General features: G+C 67.3%; 17 protein-coding genes and 3 tRNA genes. 6 read left to right on the top strand and 14 right to left on the bottom strand.

Annotation, left to right across the window (positions count from 1 at the left end):
- Positions 1–55: 55 nt before the first annotated feature.
- Positions 56–589, top strand: a complete 534-nt coding sequence (locus DRW48_RS10245; RefSeq protein ID WP_114076339.1) for a toxin-activating lysine-acyltransferase — start codon at positions 56–58, stop codon at positions 587–589.
- A gap of 196 nt (positions 590–785) precedes the next feature.
- On the opposite strand, the gene DRW48_RS10240 is transcribed toward DRW48_RS10245, so the two are convergent.
- From DRW48_RS10240 to DRW48_RS10210, 7 genes are all read right to left on the bottom strand, one after another.
- Positions 786–860: transfer RNA gene (locus tag DRW48_RS10240), tRNA-Glu, on the bottom strand.
- A 99-nt stretch (positions 861–959) separates the two neighbouring features.
- Positions 960–2,711 (bottom strand): single-stranded-DNA-specific exonuclease RecJ, encoded by a 1,752-nt coding sequence (gene recJ / locus DRW48_RS10235; protein WP_114076338.1) that lies wholly within the window; start codon positions 2,709–2,711, stop codon positions 960–962.
- A gap of 117 nt (positions 2,712–2,828) precedes the next feature.
- A complete protein-coding gene (glpX, locus tag DRW48_RS10230; RefSeq protein WP_114076337.1) occupies positions 2,829–3,794 on the bottom strand; it encodes a class II fructose-bisphosphatase in 966 nt (321 codons plus the stop codon).
- Between the two features lie 78 nt (positions 3,795–3,872).
- Positions 3,873–4,634, bottom strand: coding sequence for a ceramidase domain-containing protein (locus DRW48_RS10225; protein WP_114076336.1), 762 nt, complete (start codon positions 4,632–4,634; stop codon positions 3,873–3,875).
- Between the two features lie 70 nt (positions 4,635–4,704).
- Positions 4,705–4,781 (bottom strand) — tRNA-Asp (locus DRW48_RS10220).
- Positions 4,782–4,804: 23 nt separating this feature from the next.
- Positions 4,805–4,881 (bottom strand) — tRNA-Asp (locus DRW48_RS10215).
- Positions 4,882–5,120: 239 nt separating this feature from the next.
- Positions 5,121–6,209, bottom strand: a complete 1,089-nt coding sequence (locus DRW48_RS10210; RefSeq protein ID WP_114076335.1) for an anhydro-N-acetylmuramic acid kinase — start codon at positions 6,207–6,209, stop codon at positions 5,121–5,123.
- Between the two features lie 58 nt (positions 6,210–6,267).
- Between DRW48_RS10210 and tyrS the strand changes: the two genes are divergently transcribed.
- On the top strand, positions 6,268–7,509 hold the full coding sequence (gene tyrS / locus DRW48_RS10205; protein ID WP_114076334.1) for a tyrosine--tRNA ligase: 1,242 nt from the start codon (positions 6,268–6,270) through the stop codon (positions 7,507–7,509).
- Positions 7,510–7,594: 85 nt separating this feature from the next.
- On the opposite strand, the gene DRW48_RS10200 is transcribed toward tyrS, so the two are convergent.
- Both DRW48_RS10200 and DRW48_RS10195 read right to left on the bottom strand, forming a co-directional pair.
- Positions 7,595–8,182: a peptidylprolyl isomerase gene (locus DRW48_RS10200; RefSeq protein WP_114076333.1), complete on the bottom strand. Its 588-nt coding sequence runs from the start codon at positions 8,180–8,182 to the stop codon at positions 7,595–7,597.
- Positions 8,175–8,684, bottom strand: a complete 510-nt coding sequence (locus DRW48_RS10195) for a peptidylprolyl isomerase (protein ID WP_114076332.1) — start codon at positions 8,682–8,684, stop codon at positions 8,175–8,177. Before DRW48_RS10195 ends, DRW48_RS10200 begins: the two co-directional genes overlap by 8 nt.
- A 168-nt stretch (positions 8,685–8,852) precedes the next feature.
- On the opposite strand from DRW48_RS10195, the gene DRW48_RS10190 reads away from it, so the two are divergent.
- The gene (locus DRW48_RS10190; protein WP_114076331.1) at positions 8,853–10,055 is read left to right on the top strand and encodes a phosphoglycerate kinase; all 1,203 of its coding nucleotides are present in this window, start codon (positions 8,853–8,855) and stop codon (positions 10,053–10,055) included.
- Positions 10,056–10,107: 52 nt separating this feature from the next.
- On the opposite strand, the gene DRW48_RS10185 is transcribed toward DRW48_RS10190, so the two are convergent.
- On the bottom strand, positions 10,108–10,362 hold the full coding sequence (locus DRW48_RS10185) for a hypothetical protein (RefSeq protein WP_114076330.1): 255 nt from the start codon (positions 10,360–10,362) through the stop codon (positions 10,108–10,110).
- A gap of 95 nt (positions 10,363–10,457) precedes the next feature.
- Positions 10,458–11,222: a GNAT family N-acetyltransferase gene (locus tag DRW48_RS10180; RefSeq protein WP_114076329.1), complete on the bottom strand. Its 765-nt coding sequence runs from the start codon at positions 11,220–11,222 to the stop codon at positions 10,458–10,460.
- A 104-nt stretch (positions 11,223–11,326) separates the two neighbouring features.
- Here DRW48_RS10180 and msrB point away from each other — a divergent pair, with 104 nt between their 5' ends.
- Positions 11,327–11,716 (top strand): peptide-methionine (R)-S-oxide reductase MsrB, encoded by a 390-nt coding sequence (gene msrB / locus DRW48_RS10175; protein ID WP_114076328.1) that lies wholly within the window; start codon positions 11,327–11,329, stop codon positions 11,714–11,716.
- A gap of 46 nt (positions 11,717–11,762) precedes the next feature.
- Here msrB and DRW48_RS10170 read toward each other — a convergent pair whose 3' ends face one another.
- On the bottom strand, positions 11,763–12,212 hold the full coding sequence (locus DRW48_RS10170; RefSeq protein WP_114076327.1) for an outer membrane protein assembly factor BamE: 450 nt from the start codon (positions 12,210–12,212) through the stop codon (positions 11,763–11,765).
- A gap of 133 nt (positions 12,213–12,345) precedes the next feature.
- On the opposite strand from DRW48_RS10170, the gene DRW48_RS10165 reads away from it, so the two are divergent.
- A complete protein-coding gene (locus DRW48_RS10165; protein ID WP_114076326.1) occupies positions 12,346–12,861 on the top strand; it encodes a YceD family protein in 516 nt (171 codons plus the stop codon).
- On the opposite strand, the gene DRW48_RS10160 is transcribed toward DRW48_RS10165, so the two are convergent.
- Together DRW48_RS10160 and clpS are read right to left on the bottom strand one after the other, a co-directional pair.
- A complete protein-coding gene (locus DRW48_RS10160; protein WP_241963233.1) occupies positions 12,858–13,850 on the bottom strand; it encodes a class I SAM-dependent methyltransferase in 993 nt (330 codons plus the stop codon). The genes DRW48_RS10165 and DRW48_RS10160 overlap by 4 nt on opposite strands.
- A complete protein-coding gene (gene clpS / locus DRW48_RS10155; RefSeq protein WP_241963460.1) occupies positions 13,847–14,134 on the bottom strand; it encodes an ATP-dependent Clp protease adapter ClpS in 288 nt (95 codons plus the stop codon). Before clpS ends, DRW48_RS10160 begins: the two co-directional genes overlap by 4 nt.
- On the opposite strand from clpS, the gene DRW48_RS16335 reads away from it, so the two are divergent.
- Positions 14,033–14,449 (top strand): hypothetical protein, encoded by a 417-nt coding sequence (locus tag DRW48_RS16335; protein WP_241963485.1) that lies wholly within the window; start codon positions 14,033–14,035, stop codon positions 14,447–14,449. The two genes, clpS and DRW48_RS16335, sit on opposite strands and share 102 nt — an antisense overlap.
- Positions 14,450–14,467: the final 18 nt, after the last annotated feature.

The raw sequence follows: 14,467 nt of genomic DNA, 5'->3' as shown, positions 1-14,467 counted from the left end.
TCGCGCCAGTTAATGTTTTAAGAAGGGCCGCAGTGTGAATGTTAAACCCGAAGGAATGATCGCCGGTGAAGACGGCAATGATGTCAATCGGCTGCCGGGCGAGCCGCCTACCGGCATGCCGATACCGCAAGTCGAAACCTGCGGTTCGGTCCGCGACATGCTGTACCTCGCGGTCCATGATGACGCCTTCTCGCAACAGACCGGTCTGCGGCTGGTCGAGATGCTGACCCATCACGCTGCGAACAAGCAGGTGATCGTGCTGCGGCGCGGAGATTACCCGGTGGCCTTCGGAATCTGGGCGCGCCTGTCAGAGGATGCGCTGCGCCGTCTGATCAACAAGGGCTACAGCGCCCTGACCCCGGCCGACCTCGACAGCGGCGACAAGGTCGTTCTGGTCGGTATCTGCTCGCCATGGCGGCGGGCAGACTTCGACGTCATCTTCACGGCCAGCGCAAACACGCTTGACGACGGGACGGGCCAGGGCGGTTGGTACCTGGTGCTGCCCGCGGTCAAGACGATGCGCAAGCGGCTGACCCGCTTTCGGCGCACCAGCGCCAACGGCGGCCTGTTGGAGGAAATCAAGCTTTAGTCCGTCTGGGACCTGCGTCGGCGGCACTGCACTGCCGCCGACCGTGTCTATCGGTTTACGTGAGGAAAGGGTCCGTCAGGGAAGTGGACGTGGCAGCACGGCGCATAAACAGATGCGGCGGCGGGGTCCACCTAACCCTTCAGAGACCAAGCCGGATTTTGGGCGCGGCCTCAAACCAGTGATTTTCTCTGGAGAATGGCAGCCCGTAGGGGAGTCGAACCCCTCTTTTCAGGTTGAAAACCTGACGTCCTAACCGATAGACGAACGGGCCATCCAAGTCCGCCAGCGACGGTGTCGCGCGGCGTGGGCGGTGTTTAGGGCAGCCTACCAAGGCGTGCAAGCGCAAATATCGTCAAAAGCGACTACATTTTCAGATCGCTGGCGCCGCATCATCGAGGCGCAGGCGCAGGCGCTGCCGGCCGTTCCAACTCGACAGTTCTAACTTGCCGGCAAGGTGGAAACGGCGGCCGCGGGCGGCCAGCAGGGCGGGCCCGAGCGCGCCCGACATCGCGCCCCAGGCCATCGCCTCCAGCGGCGGAGCGCCCGCGGCGCGGATGTTCAGGCGCAGGTGCTGGCCGTCGCCGACGGTGGTGATGGCGTCGATCAGATTGTCGGCAAAGGCAAAGCGCGGCGCCGGGGCCGCCTGTCCGTAGGGGCCGGCGCGATCCAGCATCTCGAACATGTCGAGGCTGGCCGCCTCGGTCGCGAGCAGGCCCGAGATTCGCAGATCGCTGCGGCCGGGCGCCGCCGCCAGGTCGGCGGCGATCAGGGCGTCCAGCCGCGCCATGGCGCCTTCGATCCGGTCCTCGGCGACGGTCAGCCCCGCCGCCATGGCGTGCCCCCCGCCCTTCAGCAGCCAACCCTCGGCCGCGAGGCGATGGATCGCGCGGCCCAAATCGACACCGGGCACCGAGCGCGCGCTGCCCTTGCCGATACCTCGCTCGACGCCGATGACAACCGAAGGGCGGTTCGTCGCCTCCTTCAGGCGGGCGGCGACGATTCCGACAACCCCGGGATGCCAGCCGTCGCCCGCCGCCCAAGCGAGGCCCGGCGTCAGGCTGGCGCGGGCTTCCGCCTGGGCCATGGCGGCCTCGCGCACCGCCGCCTCGATCGCGCGCCGCTCGCCGTTGTAGCCGTCGAGTTGCGCGGCAAGGCGCGCCGCCTCGTCAGCCGAGGTCGCGGCGAGGCAGCGCGCGCCCAGATCGGCCCGGCCGACTCGGCCACCAGCATTGATGCGCGGCCCGATCAGGTAACCCAGGTGAAACGCGCCGGGCGCCGAATCAAGGCGCGCGACATCGGCCAGCGCCGCCAGTCCTGCGCGCCCGCGCCGGGCCATGATGGCGAGGCCCTGCCGGACAAAGGCACGGTTCACGCCGACCAGCGGCGCGACGTCGGCAACCGTCGCCAGCGCCACCAGATCGAGCATTGGGACAAGATCGGGCATGCCGGAAATGCCAGCCTCACGCGCCTGCCTGTTCGCCTCGACCAAGGTCAGGAACACCACGCCGGCGGCGCACAGGTAGCCCAGATCACCGCTTTCGTCGGCGCGGTTGGGGTTAACGACGGCCAGCGCCGGGGGCAGCGTCTCGGCGCCGATGTGGTGGTCTAGGACCAGCACATCAACGCTCGCCGCGGCCAGGGCCTCGTGCGACATGGTCCCGCAATCGACACAGATGATCAGGTCGTGATCGGCCGATAGCGCTGCCATCGACGGCGCATTCGGGCCATACCCTTCGTCGATGCGGTCGGGGACATACAGCTTCGCGCTGCGGCCCTGAAGGCGCAGCCAGTCCAGCAAAAGCGCCGCAGAGGCGCCGCCGTCGACATCGTAATCGGCAAAGATCGCGACCCGCTCTCCGGCGCGCGCGGCGTGCAACAGCCGGGCGGCGGCCTTGTGCATGTCGCGCAGACCGCGTGGATCGGGCAGCAGGTCGCGCAGCTTGGGGTCGAGGAACTTGGTGGCGGCATCCGACTCAACGCCGCGCTCGGCCAGGATTCGGGCGACCGGCAGTGGCAGTTCGGCGGATTGTGCGAGCCCGGCGGCCCGCCGTTCGAGCGCGTCATCCGGGCCGACCCAGCGCCGCCCGGAGAGCGAGGTCTCTACGTTGAGGAATGCTGGCATGGCGCGTTTGTCGCCCCGCGCCGCGTCAGGTGCAAGCCCCCGAGGGTACCGCACCACAGAGGCAGCCATCTGGAGAAGTCAACGCCCCGACGGCCAGGCCAGCTGGACTATGTCCGCTTATTTGATCGGGTTGCGATAGATCATCCGCCGGACCGATCCGGTCTTGGATCGCATCAGGATGGTCTCGGTCTCGATGAAGTTCGGCTCGCGGCGCACACCCTTTACGATGCTGCCGTTGGTCACGCCGGTCGCGGCAAAGATGACGTCAGCGGTGACCATCTCGTCACGCGAATAAATGCGGTCGAAGTCGGTGATGCCGGCCTTGCGGGCGCGTCCACGCTCGTCGTCGTTGCGGAACATCAGCCGGCCCCACATCTGCCCGCCCATGCATTTCAGCGCCGAGGCCGCGAGCACGCCTTCCGGTGCGCCGCCGCTGCCCATGTACATGTCGATCCCGGTCAGCTCGTGCTCGGCGACATGGATCACGCCGGCGACGTCGCCGTCGGTGATGAGGCGGATCGAGGCGCCAGTCGCGCGCACCTCGGCGATCAGTTCCTCATGGCGCGGACGCTCGAGGATGCAGCAGGTGATGTCCTCGGCCTTCACGCCGCGCGCGGCGGCGAGGGCGTGGACGCGCTCGGCCGGGGTCATCGCCAGCGAGACCACGTCCTTGGGCAGGCCCGGGCCGACGGCCAGCTTGTCCATATAGACGTCGGGCGCGTGCAGCAGCGTGCCGCGCGGCGCCATGGCGATGACGGTCAGCGCGTTCGGCATGTCCTTGGCGGTGAGGGTCGTGCCCTCCAGCGGGTCGAGGGCAATGTCGACCTCCGGGCCGTTCCCGGTGCCGACTTCCTCGCCGATGAACAGCATCGGCGCCTCGTCGCGCTCGCCCTCGCCGATGACGACGGTGCCCTTGATGTCGAGGATGTTCAGTTGCTCGCGCATGGCATTGACGGCGGCCTGATCGGCGGCCTTTTCGTCGCCCCGGCCGATCAGCCGCGCCGACGCATGGGCGGCCGCCTCGGACACTCGGGCAAGGCCCAGGGACAGCATGCGGTCGTTGAAATCCTTGCGGTCGCTCATGGTTACCTGCCTCGGCCGTGGGAATGGGGTCTGCGTGGCTCATAGGCAAGGCTGCCGGTCGGGGCAAGGATGGGTGCGCTAACGGATGCCGGGCTGGGCGGGCGTCCGCGGCACGCCCGGGGGCGCTGCGCGCAGCACGATCTGCAGCACGAGGCCGATCAGCACCCCGTTCATCAGATGCCAGATCCAGTGCAGTCCCAACGGAAATGCCCCGCATACCGCCTGGTCGAATGTCCGCGCCGTCAGCGAGACCAAAAACGTCGCCAGCGCGCCCGTGATCCACCAGCGCAGCGGATGGCCGCGCCACTGCGCCAGCGCCGCAAAGGCGGCCAGCGCGACGACGGCAGGCGCATATTGCAGCGAGCCGTTCAGCGCCGGCGGGCCGCTGTCCCGGCCGCCGCTGCCATCGCCCGATGCAATCAGGACCGCCGCCAGCGCCGCGAGGATCAGCGCGCCGATCACCACCCGACCGGGGCGCCAGCCGCCGATCCGCACCGCGCAGATGCCACAGGCCAGCGCGACAAAGATCCAGATCGGGATGGTATCGGCAAAGCTGGACCAGACCTGCGCGACGGTGTGAAACAGGAAGCTGCCGATGCCGATGGCAAAAGCGAGCGCGATCAGCAGCCAGACGGCGGGGCTGCGCTCGCCCCGACTACGCGCCGTAGCGACACCCCACAGGCCCGCGGCGATGAACGAAAGGTTGGTCACAGCGTTCACCGGCTCGGACCAGAAGGCGGCCGAGGTGCGCTCGCAATAGATGTCCACGGGCGTGGTGAGCAAAAGGACGGACAACATGGTGGCATGATGCCAGATGATCCGTCCGCGCACCACGCGCATGGCGCTGGGTGCGGAAATTTCTGCCGTGGGATCAGGGGACTAGGGTCAGGGCTGAAGGGCCTGCAAACAATGGCGCGGTTGACGGGGCTCGAACCCGCGACCCCCGGCGTGACAGGCCGGTACTCTAACCAACTGAGCTACAACCGCGCATGTTTGGCGATGGATGGTGGTGGCGCGGTTGACGGGGCTCGAACCCGCGACCCCCGGCGTGACAGGCCGGTACTCTAACCAACTGAGCTACAACCGCGCATAACCACCCCCGGATCGCCTCCGGGGTGACGGCGATTTACGGAAACCCCCCTGCCCCGTCAAGGGCAGTTCCCCGGCGCGCGAAAGAAAACGGTCATATGCGGTCTGGGGCTGGATTTGGGCGTGATTTTTCAGGGCGACGGCGCCTAGACGGTCGCTCCGCATCCTTCGGCCCTCGTCCGAAGCGGCCAGACCTCCCCCGCAATCCTCATTCGGAAATCGCCTTGGAAGAGCCAACTAGTCCGGCGACGAAATCCGGCCACCGCAACAGGGACCGGGCACCCCCGTCGTCTCGGGCCCGGAGGTCGGCAGCCCCGCGAGCACGCGCGCGGCGAGCCAGCCAAAGGCCTGCGCCTCGAGCATGTCGCCGTCCAGACCGGCGGCCTCGACCGGCACCACGGCACAGGGCAGCGCCTCTCCCAGCGCGGCCATCATTGCGCCATTATGCCTGCCGCCGCCGCAGACCAGCACCTGCGTGGGCATCTGAGGAGCGAACTGCAGGCCCCGCGCCACCGCGCCCGCAGCAATCGCTACAAGGCTCGCAGCGGCATCGGCATCCGGCAGATGCGCAACATCGACCGCGGCGAACGCGTCACGGTCCAACGACTTTGGCGGCTGGCGGTCAAAGAACGGATGGGCCAGCGCGCTTGCGACAACCGCGGTGTCTGCGCGGCCAGCGAGAGCCAAAGCCCCGCCCTCATCTCGCGTCGTGCCCCGCCGCGCGCGCATCAGATCGTTCAGCGGCGCATTCGCCGGGCCGGTATCAAAGGCCAGACAAGCGCCCGGCGCCTCTGGCGTCTGGATGCGTGGGTCGGTCCAGGTGAGGTTTCCGACACCGCCGAGGTTGAGCAACGCAACTGGCGCCGCCGGCAGATGCCCGGCCGACACAGCCCACGCGGCGCAGGCGTGGTGGAAGAACGGCGCCAGCGGCGCGCCCTCACCGCCGCGCCGCACGTCCTCGCTGCGAAAATCCCACACGACCCGGCGGCCCGTGGCGCGGGCCAGCGCGGCCCCGCTGCCAGCCTGATGCGTGCCGCGGCCATGCGGGTCGTGGGCCAACGTCTGGCCGTGATAGCCAATCACCTCGGCCTCGGGAAAACGGCCGGCCAGCGCCGCGTGCGCCGCAACGGACAACTCGGCTGCGGCCGCCGCGCCCTCCTCGCCGGGCCAGCGGCCCAGTGCGGCGTGCAGGGCGGCGGCCTCGTTGCCGCTATAGGCCCGATATTCGCTGCGCCCAAAGCGGGTGATGGCGCGGCCGTCCGTCTCGATCAGGGCAGCGTCAACCCCGTCGAGGGAGGTGCCTGACATCATTCCCAATACCAGCATCGCGCTTTCCCTTGCCCGCCACGGGCCGTATATCCCCACCATTCGCGAGGATCGACCCATGCAAAACAAGCCGAAATCCGAGTTTTTGTCCGTCATGACGAGCCGCGGCTATCTGGCCGACTGCACCGATATCGAGGCGCTGGACGAGGCGCTGCTCGACGGGCCGGTGACGGCCTATATCGGCTATGACGCGACGGCGGCCAGCCTGCATGTGGGCCACCTGCTGAACATCATGATGCTGCGCTGGTTTCAGAAGACCGGCAACCGGCCGATCACGCTGATGGGCGGCGGCACGACCAAGGTCGGCGATCCCAGCTTTCGCAGCGACGAGCGCCCACTGCTGGGTCCGGAGCAGATCCAGTCGAACATCGACGGCATGCAGCGCGTCTTTGCCCGCTACCTCGATTACGGCGCGGACGGCGCCGTGATGCTGAACAATGCCGAATGGCTGGACGGGCTGAACTATCTCGATTTCCTGCGCGATATTGGCCGGCATTTCTCGGTCAACCGGATGCTGGCATTCGAGAGCGTCAAGTCGCGCCTCGACCGCGAGCAGTCGCTGTCGTTCCTGGAATTCAACTACATGATCCTCCAGGCCTATGATTTCCTGGAGCTTTACCGGCGCCACGACTGCCGCCTGCAGATGGGCGGGTCGGACCAGTGGGGCAATATCATCAACGGCATCGACTTGACGCGGCGGGTGCTGGACCGCGAGATCTTTGGCCTGACCTCGCCGCTGCTGACGACCAGCGACGGCCGCAAGATGGGGAAGTCGCAAGGCGGCGCGGTCTGGCTGTCCGCCGACATGCTCAGCCCCTACGAGTTCTGGCAGTTCTGGCGCAACACCACGGATGCCGATGTCGGCCGGTTCCTCAAGCTCTACACCGAGTTGCCGCTCGCCGAGTGCGAGCGCCTCAGCGCGCTGCAAGGGTCCGAGATCAATGCCGCGAAGATTATCCTCGCCAACGAGGTGACTGGGCTGCTGCACGGGCCAGAGGCAGCCGAGGCGGCCGAAGCCACCGCCCGCGCGGTATTCGAGCAGGGCGGCGTGGGCGAGGACCTGCCTACGCTGACGATCTCGGCCGAGGAACTGGCCGATGGGATCAGCCTGACCCAGCTTTTCGTGCGTGCGGGCCTCGCAAAATCGGGCAAGGACGCCAAGCGCCTGATCGCCGAAGGCGGCGCGCGCCTGAACGACGCGCCGGCGAGCGAGGGCACCATGATCAGCGCCGCCGACCTGGCCGAGCCGATCAAGCTGACCGCCGGGCGCAAGCGCCACGCGCTTGTGACGCTGGGCTGATAGGAAAAGGGCGCGGCAAATCATGCCGCGCCCGTTCTGTTTTATCGACTGAGAAGGCTGGGACTCTGCCCCGCCAACGCTGCGCTCACTCGGTCACGGTAACCTTGGCCATGACGTCTGGCCCATCGACCTTGCCGTTATCGCTGCTGCTGCCCTTCTTGATGGCATTCAGCACGTCCATGCCGTCGATCAACTGGCCGACCGCGGTGTACTGCCCGTCAAGGAAGGGCGCTGCCGCCAGGTCGATGAAGAACTGGCTGTTGGCGCTGTCGGGGCTGGCGCTGCGCGCCATGCCGACGACGCCCGGGCCAAAGCTGACGTCGTTGAACTCGGCCTTCAGGTCCGGCAGGTCAGAGCCGCCCATCCCGGCCATGCCGGTGTCGCCGCCCGCCTTGCCATACTGGACATCGCCGGTCTGAGCCATAAAGCCATCGATCACGCGGTGAAAGACGACGCCGTCATACTTGCCGGCCTTGGCCAGTTCGGTCAGGCGCTTGACATGCTCGGGCGCCTTGTCGGCGAACAGATCGAGCGTGATCGTGCCCTTGTCCTTGCCCTCGGCGTCCGCGATCTGGATGACCAGGTTCGGGCCGGGCCCGTCCTTGGGCGCAGCCTGCGCATGCGCCATGCCGGCGACCGAGGCCATCAGCCCCGCAATGATCAGCTTACGCATCGGCGGCCACCTTCATCGAGACGATGCGGTCCGGGCTGGCCGGCGGCTCGCCGCGGGCGATCTTGTCGACATGCTCCATGCCCTCGATCACCCGGCCGTACACGGTGTATTGCCCGTTCAGGAAATCGTTGTCCTTGAAATTGATGAAGAACTGGCTGTTGGCGCTGTTCGGGTCCTGGCTGCGGGCGGCGCCGATGGTGCCACGCCCGTGCGGCAGCTTCGAGAACTCGGCCTTCACATTGCCCAGGTCCGAGCCGCCGGTTCCGGCGCGGCGCAGGTCAAAGTCCTTTTCCATGTTGCCGTGCTGGACGTCGCCAGTCTGCGCCATGAAGCCGTCGATCACGCGATGGAACGCGACGTTGTCATAGGCACCGCTGCGCGCCAGCTCTTTCATGCGTGCGCTGTGCAGGGGTGCGACATCGGGCAGCAGCTCGATCACGACGCGTCCGCCGTCCTTCAGCTCCATGACGATGGTGTTCTCGGGGTCCTTGATCTCGGCCATGCCGATCTCCCTTCTGGATTTGCCTCGGGCGCAGGCGTAGCGGCCGGGCGGCACGGGTGCAACGCCGGGGGTCACACCTCGGGTCCAAGGCGACTGTCGCGGTTGACGCGGCGGGCTGCGGTTTGCACAACCCCTCGCGAGTTATCACCGGGACGAGAGGATGCGCGAATGGCCGATTTCCTGACGATCGACGATCTGGAACTGGACGGGAAGGTGGTTCTGGTGCGCGTCGACCTGAATGTGCCGGTCGAGAACGGGCAGATCACCGACGCCACCCGGATCGAAAAGATCGTCCCGACGGTCCGCGACATCATGGCCCGGGGCGGCAAGCCGGTGCTTCTGGCGCATTTCGACCGGCCCAAGGGCAAGCGGGTCGAGGCGATGAGCCTGCAGCAGGTGGTCCCTGCCCTGCAGGCGGCGCTGGGCGTTCCGGTGAAATTCGCCGAGGATTGCATCGGCGGGCCGGCCAAGCGCGCCGTGGCGGCGCTGCAGCCGGGCGAGGTCCTGTTGATGGAAAATACCCGCTTCCACGAGGGCGAGGAGGCTGGCGATCCGACCTTCGCCGCCTCGCTCGCCGCCCTCGGGCAGGCCTACGTGAACGATGCCTTTTCCGCCTCGCACCGCGCCCATGCCTCGACCGAAGGGCTCGCGCGGCTTTTGCCGGCCGCCGCGGGCCGCCTGATGGAGGCCGAACTGACGGCGCTGAATGCCGCGCTGGGCCAGCCGACCCGGCCCGTTGTGGCGGTGGTCGGCGGCGCGAAAGTCTCGACCAAGCTGGACCTGCTCTCGAACCTGATCACCAAGGTTGACCATCTGGTGATCGGCGGCGGCATGGCCAATACCTTCCTCGTCGCGCAGGGGATCGAGGTCGGAAAGTCGCTGGCCGAACGCGACATGGCCGCCACCGCGAGCGATATTCTGGCGCGCGCCACGGGTGAGGGCTGCACCATTCATCTGCCGGTGGACGTGGTCGTCGCCCGCGAGTTCCGCGAAGGCGCACCGTCCGAGGTCGTGGCCGCCGATGCCTGCCCGGCGGATGCGATGATTCTGGATGCCGGCCCGCGCACGGTCGAGGCGATCACCGCCGTCTTTGTCCAGTGCCGCACGCTGATCTGGAACGGTCCGCTGGGTGCCTTCGAGATCGCGCCTTTCGACACAGCGACCAACGCCGCCGCGAAAGCCGCGGCCGAACTGACCCGCAACGGCCAACTGGTATCGGTTGCAGGCGGTGGCGATACGGTCGCGGCGCTGAACAAGGCCGGGGTGGCCGATGATTTCACCTTCATCTCGACCGCAGGCGGCGCTTTCCTCGAATGGATGGAGGGGCGCGACTTGCCTGGCGTCGCTGCACTGATCGCAGCCCGCCGCTAAAGTAAAAAAGCCCCGGCCAGACCGGGGCTTTTGCACTTCTGGCGCGGCGCTCTCAGCCGCCGGTCGTGGCGGGGGCCGTCCCCTCGGGTGCGGCCTGCGGCGCGGTGTTGGTCTGCGCCGGGGTATCGCCTGCCGGGCCGGTGACGGAGGGCGGGACCACCTGCTCCAACGTACCTTTGCCCTCCCACGGGGTAATCAGCAAAACGACAGCGGCGATGATAGCGGCAAGAACCGCAAAGCCGATCCCCCAGATGGCCGGCTGATGCCAGCGGGCAGATTTCTTGAGATCTGGTTCGTTGTTTGACATCGCGGCGACCTCCGGCTTGGCTTCGAGGCAAAACCCCGCGGGGGCCGCGATGTTCCCAACACAATGACCGCACAGCGATATTCCTGCGAAGACGCCTAGCCGCCGATGGCGCGCAGCAGCCGGCGGCGGGCAGGCGGAATGGCCGATATCTCGAGCCCGGTAAAGACGTGCAGCGTGCCCAGCTTGCGGTCGACCACAGCGTGATCGCTGACCCAGCCGCCCATTGCCAGATAGCTGCGCAGCAGCGGCGGCATGCCCGCCTGGGCGCGGCGCGCGTCGGGCCGCATCGCCTTCAAGACACGCGCAAAGCGGAACACGTTGGGCGCCTTGACCCGCGGCAGCCAGCGCTTCGGCGCCAGGTGACGCGCCGCGAGCATGGCAAAGGCATCGGTATAGGCCCCCGGCTCGGTGCCGAAAAAGGACGAGCAGCCGAACAGCAATTCGACCCCCTCGGCCTCGACATGCGTCGCCAGGGCCCCCCAGGCAACGCGCAGGATGTCGGGGTCCGACCATTCGGGATGGATGCAGAACCGGCCGATCTCGACCATTGGTCCGTTGAACTCGCGCAACGCCGCGAGGTTGTAGTGCTGGGCAGAATAACTGCGTTCGATCTCGGCTCCCCCTTGCAGCAGGAGCATGCGAAAGCAGGCGACCAGCGTACCGCTGGCGCGGTCCTCGATCAGGACATGTTGGCAGACGTCATCAAGGTGGTCGGCGTCCAATCGCGCCCCGTTGGTCCCATCCTGCGTCCCATTACGCGCGCCGATGAAACACAGCCACCGCAGCCGCTGGGCGGCTTGCAGGTCGGCCTCGGCCGCGGCGACACGAACAACATAGCGCCCCTTCAGCAAGGACAGCATCTTTCTACCCGCGCAGGCCACAGGGCCGGTGGCAACCCTTGCCCCGCGCTATCCTGCGCCTAGTTTGTGTCGAAAGCGAGACGATATCGCGGCAGGAGGATGGCATGGCAAGCAAGATTGTGAAAACCGATGCAGAGTGGCGCGAGGCCCTCTCGCCCGAGGCATATCGCGTGACGCGGCAGTCGGGCACCGAGAGGCCGTTTTCTCACCCCGGCTTTCCGAACGGGCCGGGCCATTACGTCTGCGTCGGATGCGGCGCGCGCCTGTTCGAGGGCGATGCGAAGTTCGAGAGCCATTGCGGCTGGCCCAGTTTTTCCCGTGCCGGCGGCGAGATCGACGAATTGTCCGACCGCAGTCACGGCATGGTCCGGACCGAGGTCCGCTGCCACCAGTGCGACGCGCACCTCGGCCATGTGTTCAACGACGGGCCGCCCCCCTCGCATCTGCGATACTGCATCAACGGGGTCGCGCTGGAGTTTGTGCCCGACGCCTGACGCACCCGCCGGCCTCGCCTGACGGCGGGCACGGGCGAACTTCCCTTTACTGGCCGAAGATCTGATCGGCGCGGAACTTGCCGAAGTTGCCGAGGATCTGGCGCAAGGCGCTCGCCGCGCTGACGCCCGGGTCGGTGACGCGCTGGGACAGAACGACGACGCGCCCACGCTCCAGCCCGAAGCGCTCGACATTGGCGACGGTGCCGCTCTCGGCAAAGCTGATCGCCACCACCTCACGCTTGATCTCGGCCGGGCGATAAGGGCCGAAATGCTCGAAGCGCGATTTTACATAGAACCAGGCGCCGCCGGTCAGCACCCCCTCGGCTGAGGGGCTGCCGATCAGCGAGGGCACCTCGTCGCGGGTCGTTTGCCCGACGACGATGCTGGCCAGCGACTGATCGTCGGGGACATATCCGTGGTTTCGGAACACCGGCGCACAAGATGAAAGGATGAGGGCCAAGAGGAGGACCAGCGGGGTGAGGCGGGCGTGGTTCATGAAGCTCCCTATCCTGGCCGGTCTGGCCACTGCGCGTGCGCAATCATGTCAGGCGGTTGACGCGCCTTGCACGCCTTAGCAAACTCGTCACCGCCGCTCAAGAATGCCGCGGCATGGTCAACCGAGGTATCCGATGTCGCAATCTCCGGCCGCGAGTGCGCGCCTCAATGTCGCCCGCCTCAACCGCCGCGCCACGCTTGCGGTCGATTACGCACCGGACGCCGAGGCGCGGGCCGTGATTGCTGGCGAATTGGGGCTGCTGTCGCTGCCTGCGCTACGCCTCGAAGGGAAGCTGATGCCCGACGGCGACGGCTGGCGGCTGGAAGGGCGGATGACCGCCGATGTCGTGCAGCCCTGCGTCGTCAGCCTGGCGCCGGTGCCCGCGCATCTGGACGAGGAAGTGACCCGGGTCTGGTCGCCGCATGTCCGCCAGCCCGAAGCGGGCGGCGAGACCGAGATGACGAGCGACGAAATCGAGGCGCTTGGACAGTGGATCGACCTGGGCGAGGTCGCGACCGAATCCCTCAGCCTGGCATTGCCGCTGTATCCCCGCGCGCCGGGTGCCGGGCTGGAGCAGCCGGAGGCCGAGGCCGAGGCTCCGCGTCGGCCCTTCGCAAACCTCGACAAGCTGCTCAAGTCCAAGGACTAGCTGCGGCGGGCACCGCTGGCTGTGATGACCTTGAAGGCGCCGTTGCCGCCGATTTCCTCGACCTGGCGGAAATGGCTGGCGAGTTCGGCCTCATAGGGAAGATGGCGGTTGGCTACCATCCACAGGCGTCCCGCCCCGGTCAGCAAGCCCGCTGCCGCGCGGATGAACCCCGCGCCAAGCCGTGGGTCGGCATTGCCCCCGGGGCCATGAAACGGCGGGTTCATCACCACGCCGTTGACCGGCTCAGGCAGACGAAAGGCGAGCGCATCGGCCCAGTGAAACTGGGCCCGTGGGTCGCTCACATTGCGGCGCGCGCATGTCAGGGCATCGTGGTCGGCCTCGACCAGATGCAGCACGTCGACCCCCTCGCGGGCCAGCACCTGTGCCGCCAGCCAACCCCAGCCGGCGCCAAGATCGACCATCCGCGTCGGCAGCCGGGGCGGCAGCGCCTGCGCCAGCAGCAGCGAGGCCGGGTCGGGCCCATCGGCCGAAAAGACCCCGGGCCGGGTGACGAAACCGTCTGCGACCTGCGCCTCGGTGGCGGTCCAGTCGTCTGGCAACCACGGTCCCTCGGGAATGGTCACGCGAAAAAGCTTGCCATGCGCCTTGCTGATCAGAGGATCGACCGTCGCCAACCCGCGAAGATCACGCAGCATCGTCTCGATCCCGTCCGATTTCTGCCCGTCCACCCAGAGCGAGGCCCGCGCTGGCAGCAGCCGGGCCGCCTCGGCCACCTGCGCGCGTTGGGCCGCGCGGGCGCGGGCCAGAAACACGACCGCGCTCGCATAGGGTCCCTGCCCCGCTGAGACATCGGTGCGCCACCCGGCACGGGTCAGCGCGCCATTCATCCCGGCGTCGGTCTGGACGGCGAGAGTGTCGGGCGCGAATCGTTCAGATTCGAGGTCCGCCGGCGCCCCAAGCAAAAGGGTCGGCGCCGCGGGCGGTTCGGAAAATGCCAGCGCCAGTCGCGCGTCGGTGCCGGCGCTCACTCTTTTTCCATCGTGCACTGCAGCGGGTGCTGCTGGCGCCGGGCGAGTTCCATCACCTGCATGACCTTGGTCTCGGCCACCTCGTGGCTGAAGACACCAACTACGGCGAGGCCTTGGCGATGGACCGCCAGCATGATCTCGATCGCCTGGGCGTGGGACATTGCGAACAATCGCTCCAGCACATGGACGACGAATTCCATGGGCGTGAAATCATCGTTCAAAAGCAGAACTTTATACATCGGTGGGCGCTGCGTGCGCGGTTTGGTGCGAACGTCAAGATCGATCTCGTCGTCATGGTGGTGATCGCCACCGGGGTTATCCGGTGGCCGGGCCATCAGCCGGTCCGGGGTCAAGACGGCGGTTATTTTCATCGCGATCACGAAGCCTCGGTGTCGATGGAGGAATTGCGGCAGCACCAGAATATAGGGCGAACGCCGGCCGATGGAAGGGCCGCGCCGGGTAGCAATTGCGACCGGCGATGCGGCCGTCGAGAGCAAGCGCAGGCAGGCGGGGAAGGCGATTTTGCGCCGCCCGACGGAAAAACTTGGCAAATTGCAAGTTTCTTCCTGCAAAGCACCATGGTATTGTCGGTTTATTAACGAAGGCCGCGCATCATG

Origin of the sequence: Paracoccus suum, assembly GCF_003324675.1 — a bacterium.
GTDB lineage: Bacteria > Pseudomonadota > Alphaproteobacteria > Rhodobacterales > Rhodobacteraceae > Paracoccus > Paracoccus suum.
The sequence above is the reverse complement of the archived record's forward strand: the minus strand, read 5'-3'. Positions and strand labels throughout refer to the sequence as shown.

What these genes read in the sequence shown, in the direction of transcription:
- DRW48_RS10245 (WP_114076339.1), top strand. Translation starts at nt 56, where the DNA reads ATGATCGCCGGTGAAGACGGCAATGATGTCAATCGGCTGCCGGGCGAG.
- recJ (WP_114076338.1), bottom strand. Translation starts at nt 2,711, where the DNA reads ATGCCAGCATTCCTCAACGTAGAGACCTCGCTCTCCGGGCGGCGCTGG.
- glpX (WP_114076337.1), bottom strand. Translation starts at nt 3,794, where the DNA reads ATGAGCGACCGCAAGGATTTCAACGACCGCATGCTGTCCCTGGGCCTT.
- DRW48_RS10225 (WP_114076336.1), bottom strand. Translation starts at nt 4,634, where the DNA reads ATGCGCGTGGTGCGCGGACGGATCATCTGGCATCATGCCACCATGTTG.
- DRW48_RS10210 (WP_114076335.1), bottom strand. Translation starts at nt 6,209, where the DNA reads ATGCTGGTATTGGGAATGATGTCAGGCACCTCCCTCGACGGGGTTGAC.
- tyrS (WP_114076334.1), top strand. Translation starts at nt 6,268, where the DNA reads ATGCAAAACAAGCCGAAATCCGAGTTTTTGTCCGTCATGACGAGCCGC.
- DRW48_RS10200 (WP_114076333.1), bottom strand. Translation starts at nt 8,182, where the DNA reads ATGCGTAAGCTGATCATTGCGGGGCTGATGGCCTCGGTCGCCGGCATG.
- DRW48_RS10195 (WP_114076332.1), bottom strand. Translation starts at nt 8,684, where the DNA reads ATGGCCGAGATCAAGGACCCCGAGAACACCATCGTCATGGAGCTGAAG.
- DRW48_RS10190 (WP_114076331.1), top strand. Translation starts at nt 8,853, where the DNA reads ATGGCCGATTTCCTGACGATCGACGATCTGGAACTGGACGGGAAGGTG.
- DRW48_RS10185 (WP_114076330.1), bottom strand. Translation starts at nt 10,362, where the DNA reads ATGTCAAACAACGAACCAGATCTCAAGAAATCTGCCCGCTGGCATCAG.
- DRW48_RS10180 (WP_114076329.1), bottom strand. Translation starts at nt 11,222, where the DNA reads ATGCTGTCCTTGCTGAAGGGGCGCTATGTTGTTCGTGTCGCCGCGGCC.
- msrB (WP_114076328.1), top strand. Translation starts at nt 11,327, where the DNA reads ATGGCAAGCAAGATTGTGAAAACCGATGCAGAGTGGCGCGAGGCCCTC.
- DRW48_RS10170 (WP_114076327.1), bottom strand. Translation starts at nt 12,212, where the DNA reads ATGAACCACGCCCGCCTCACCCCGCTGGTCCTCCTCTTGGCCCTCATC.
- DRW48_RS10165 (WP_114076326.1), top strand. Translation starts at nt 12,346, where the DNA reads ATGTCGCAATCTCCGGCCGCGAGTGCGCGCCTCAATGTCGCCCGCCTC.
- DRW48_RS16335 (WP_241963485.1), top strand. Translation starts at nt 14,033, where the DNA reads ATGGACGACGAATTCCATGGGCGTGAAATCATCGTTCAAAAGCAGAAC.